The organism is Microcystis sp. Msp_OC_L_20101000_S702 (genome assembly GCF_007095705.1).
Lineage (GTDB): Bacteria > Cyanobacteriota > Cyanobacteriia > Cyanobacteriales > Microcystaceae > Microcystis > Microcystis ichthyoblabe_A.
Genome location: NZ_SFBO01000109.1, coordinates 1 through 4,135 on the forward strand (window position 1 = coordinate 1; position 4,135 = coordinate 4,135).

At 44.1% G+C, this 4,135-nt stretch carries 2 protein-coding genes; one reads left to right on the top strand and one right to left on the bottom strand.

What is annotated here, in order from left to right:
• Positions 1-261: 261 nt before the first annotated feature.
• The gene (locus EWV60_RS11890; protein WP_149106624.1) at positions 262-1,479 is read left to right on the top strand and encodes a BaiN/RdsA family NAD(P)/FAD-dependent oxidoreductase; all 1,218 of its coding nucleotides are present in this window, start codon (positions 262-264) and stop codon (positions 1,477-1,479) included.
• A 103-nt stretch (positions 1,480-1,582) separates the two neighbouring features.
• Here EWV60_RS11890 and pckA read toward each other — a convergent pair whose 3' ends face one another.
• Positions 1,583-3,262, bottom strand: coding sequence for a phosphoenolpyruvate carboxykinase (ATP) (pckA, locus tag EWV60_RS11895; RefSeq protein WP_287232441.1), 1,680 nt, complete (start codon positions 3,260-3,262; stop codon positions 1,583-1,585).
• Positions 3,263-4,135: the final 873 nt, after the last annotated feature.

Sequence of the window (4,135 nt, forward strand, 5' to 3'; positions counted from 1 at the left end):
TTAAAGATTAGTTATTATGACTAACTCTTTTGATTAGAAAAAGATAAACTTGAGAATCCTCGATCAAATTTATTGACTCAAAATCAGCTATACTTAATTTAAATGAATCAACCCTACCCTTATCAAGGGGGGATTAAGGGGGGATCGGCACCCCCCTTATCAAGGGGGGATCAAGGGGGGATCGGCACCCCCCTTATCAAGGGGGGCAGGGGGGATCAAAGACAAAATCTATCTTCAATTTAATTATAACCACTTACTTATATGACTCAAATAGTCGTAATTGGTGGCGGGGCAGCGGGATTTTTTGGCGCAATTAAAGCGGCAGAATCTAACCCCAAAGCTGGCGTTACTATCCTAGAAGCGGCAAAAGAACCTCTGGCGAAAGTGCGGATTTCGGGAGGGGGACGCTGTAATGTCACCCATCATTGTTTTGATGTTTCCCAATTGGTTAATTATTATCCTCGCGGTGGCAAAGCACTACGGGGAGCTTTTAGTCGTTTTCAACCCCAAGATACTATTAAATGGTTTGAATTGCGGGGGGTAAAACTCAAAACAGAAGCCGATGGGCGAATGTTTCCCAGCACCGATAATTCTGAAACTATTGTTAATTGTCTGCGGGAAAGTGCGACTTTTGCTGGGGTTAATTTAAGGCTAAATTCCCCAGTTAAATCGGTAAAAAAACAGGAAGAAAGTTTTTTAATTGAATTAAAAAGAGATGAGCAAATTAGGGCAGATAAGCTTTTAATTGCTACGGGAAGTAGTCCTTTTGGTTATCGCACCGCTCAAGATTTAGGTCATTCTCTAGTCTCTCCTGTCCCTTCTTTATTTACCTTTCAAATTGCCGATCCTCGTCTGCAAGATTTGTTAGGGGTTGCTGTGGATAAAGTGCGAGTTCGTCTTGGGGGAAGTAAATTAGAACAAATCGGACCTTTATTAATTACCCATTGGGGAGTTAGTGGACCGGCTATTTTAAAACTTTCTGCTTGGGGAGCGCGGGTGCTTCACGAGCAGCATTACCGAATGCCTTTAATAATTAATTGGTTAGGGGATTATCATCCTGAAAAATTGCGAGAAATTATCTTACAAACTAAAAGTGAATATCCCAAAAGAAAACTTTTTAATTATTGTCCCTTTGAACAGTTACCTAAGCGTCTTTGGCAGAGTTTATTAAGTTACTTGACTGTTAACTCGGAAACTCCCTGGGCAGAATTATCTAAAAATACTCTCAATCGATTAATGATTGAATTACAGCAAGGGGAATATCAAATCAAAGGAAAAGGGGTGTTTAAGGAGGAATTTGTCACCGCTGGGGGAGTGAATCTTCAGGAAGTGGATTTTAAAACTATGGAAAGTAAAATCTGTCCGGGGTTATATTTTGCCGGGGAGGTACTAGATATCGATGCAGTCACGGGAGGATTTAATTTTCAAAGCGCTTGGACCACTGGTTATCTCGCCGGACAAGCTATGGGTAATAGATAGCAGTATTGCTGGTGTATTAGGCTGCCCCAATACACCCGACGGCAATTAAACTGCGAGAAAATCTCATTTTAACTGATAGTTGATAACCGATTCCTTGATGCTGTTATTCCCAAATTGGACCGGCTGCAATGATTTCTTGGGAGGCAGTGGTAAATTGACGGAAATTTTCCACGAAACGATGGGCTAATTCTCGCGCCTGTAGGTCGTAGGATTCGCCATCTTGCCATGCTTGTCGCGGGTCGAGGATTTTTTTGGGAACTCCGGGGACAATTTCGGGGACGAGAACTTGAAAGATGGGATGAGGATGGAAAACTACTTCCTCTAAATCGCCATTTAAAGCGGCGGAAACCATAGCGCGGGTGTGTTTGATCGAAATGCGATCGCCGACTCCGTAGGGACCGCCAGACCAACCGGTATTAATCAGATAAACCGAGGTTTCGGGGTGTTGTTCTAAACGTTGCCCTAACATTTGGGCATAGACCAGGGGTGAGAGAGGGAAGAAACATTGACCGAAACAACTGGAAAAAGTCACCTGTGGGGCGGTGATTCCCCGTTCCGTTCCCGCTAATTTGCTAGTATAGCCGGAGAGGAAATGATACATCGCTTGGTTCGTGGTTAATTTGGCGATTGGTGGCAGTACCCCAAAAGCATCGGCAGTTAAGAAGATAATCGTTTTCGGGTGGGTTCCCATGCCAGATACGGCACAATTAGGGATATAACGCAGGGGATAGGCGGCGCGGGTGTTTTCGGTCAAACGTCCATCATCATAGTCGGGAAGGCGATTATCGGGGGAAAGGATCACGTTTTCGAGAATAGTGCCAAATTGAATCGCCGCCCAGATTTGGGGTTCGTATTCGGCACTTAAACGGATGGTTTTAGCATAACAACCGCCTTCAAAGTTAAAAATGCCGTCTTCTGACCAACCGTGTTCATCATCACCGATGAGGCTGCGTTTAGGATCGGCGGAAAGGGTGGTTTTACCCGTACCGGAGAGACCGAAAAAGAGGGCTGTATGACCGTGTTTATCCATGTTAGCGGCACCGTGCATCGGTAAAACCCCTTGTTTGGTCATCAGGTAGTTCATCATCGAGAAGACGGATTTTTTGATTTCGCCAGCGTAGCGAGTGCCACCGATGAGAACGATTTTTTTGGCCAGGTTGAGGACGATAAAGGCTTCGCTGTTCAGGTCGTCATCTTCGGGATCTCCCTGTAACCCCGGCAGGGCAATCACGGTAAAATCAGTTTCATGGGCAGCTAGTTCGATCGCACTGGGCCGGAGGAATAACTGATGGGCAAAAAGATTATGATAGGCGATTTCGGTGACAACGCGCACGCCAAAGCGACAATTAGGATCGGACCCGACGTAACCATCGAAGATATATAGGTCTTTTCCCTGCACATAGGCGAGGACTTTTCGGTATAACTGCTGGAATTTTTCCTCGCTAATCGGGGCGTTATGCTGATTCCAGTCGATTTCCTTTTCGCTATTGGCTTCTTTGACAATGAATTTATCTTTGGGGGAACGACCGGTATATTTACCCGTTTCCACCACTAAAGCCCCATTATCGGCTAAAACGCCCTCATGATGTTCGATCGCCTGTTCGACTAATTGCGGTACGGAAAGATTGCGATAAACGCGACCGAGATTTTTCATGCCTAGGTTTTCGAGGCCGTAGGTGGGATGAATTTGATTTTCTAATTCGCAGTGGAAATTGACATTCTCCATGCGATCGGACAAGGAACAAGAGATACTATCATTGGTCAGCGTGTGTAGAGTCGGCATAACCCAAATTCTCCTGATAATTTAGTTGTCGGTTTAGAGGTAAATTCTAGGTCTCTGATTAGTGCAGTTATAGGAACTAGAAAACCCTCGTTCTCTGTCTTTTTCACTCCCAGACACCTAAGAAGCTATATTGATTAGTTTATCTGACGATATTTCCCTGATTAATCTGGTCTCTCGCTGTCGGTAAAGCCAACTTTAGAGCGGAATTGAGGCTTATTTGCGTATTTACCCTTCATCTCCCAGTCAGGGTTTGTACCTTTTCTCTCTTGCCGATCTAACTGCTTTTTCTAGCTATTTTTAGTCTAGCTGTACAATGGGATGCAGACGATGTTTTTTTTACAAAAGTTAACAGCTACACAAAATTGGTCAGCTAATCTAGAAGTTATCTTAATTGTCAGGTAGGAAGTCTCTGGTTTTGGGGAACGTCAGAACAATAGCTGGTTGTCTAGAGATGATGACAATGATCCTAAACGTGGTCAAATCGATTTCGCCGCTAATAAAAAAAGTCGATTGACACAGGAACCAGTTAGCGGCCAAAATTGACCCTATTAGCCGTTGGCAAGCTCTAGAATTGATTGTGTAAGTAGTCGGACATAAATTCTGTTGTCTATCTTAAGAAATGTAAATTGCCGCAATTCTTACTGACGACCGACTCCTGACTCCTGACTCCTTACCCCACAGTTAACTTTACTTTTGTCCAACTACTTAACAGGTTAATTAAGTCTAGCTCGATCTCGAAAAAAAACAACTAATATTGACATCCTCACCGCCGTAAACGGACGGTGATTCCCAAACCTCACGATTTAGGTTTCTGCTTCTTTCCCTTGCGGGGTTCCGCACCTGCCTTAACAGATTTACTCTGTTCTGGTCTTA

Excerpts from the sequence above, each read along its gene's own strand:
- EWV60_RS11890 (WP_149106624.1), top strand. The coding sequence starts at position 262 with ATGACTCAAATAGTCGTAATTGGTGGCGGGGCAGCGGGATTTTTTGGC.
- pckA (WP_287232441.1), bottom strand. The coding sequence starts at position 3,262 with ATGCCGACTCTACACACGCTGACCAATGATAGTATCTCTTGTTCCTTG.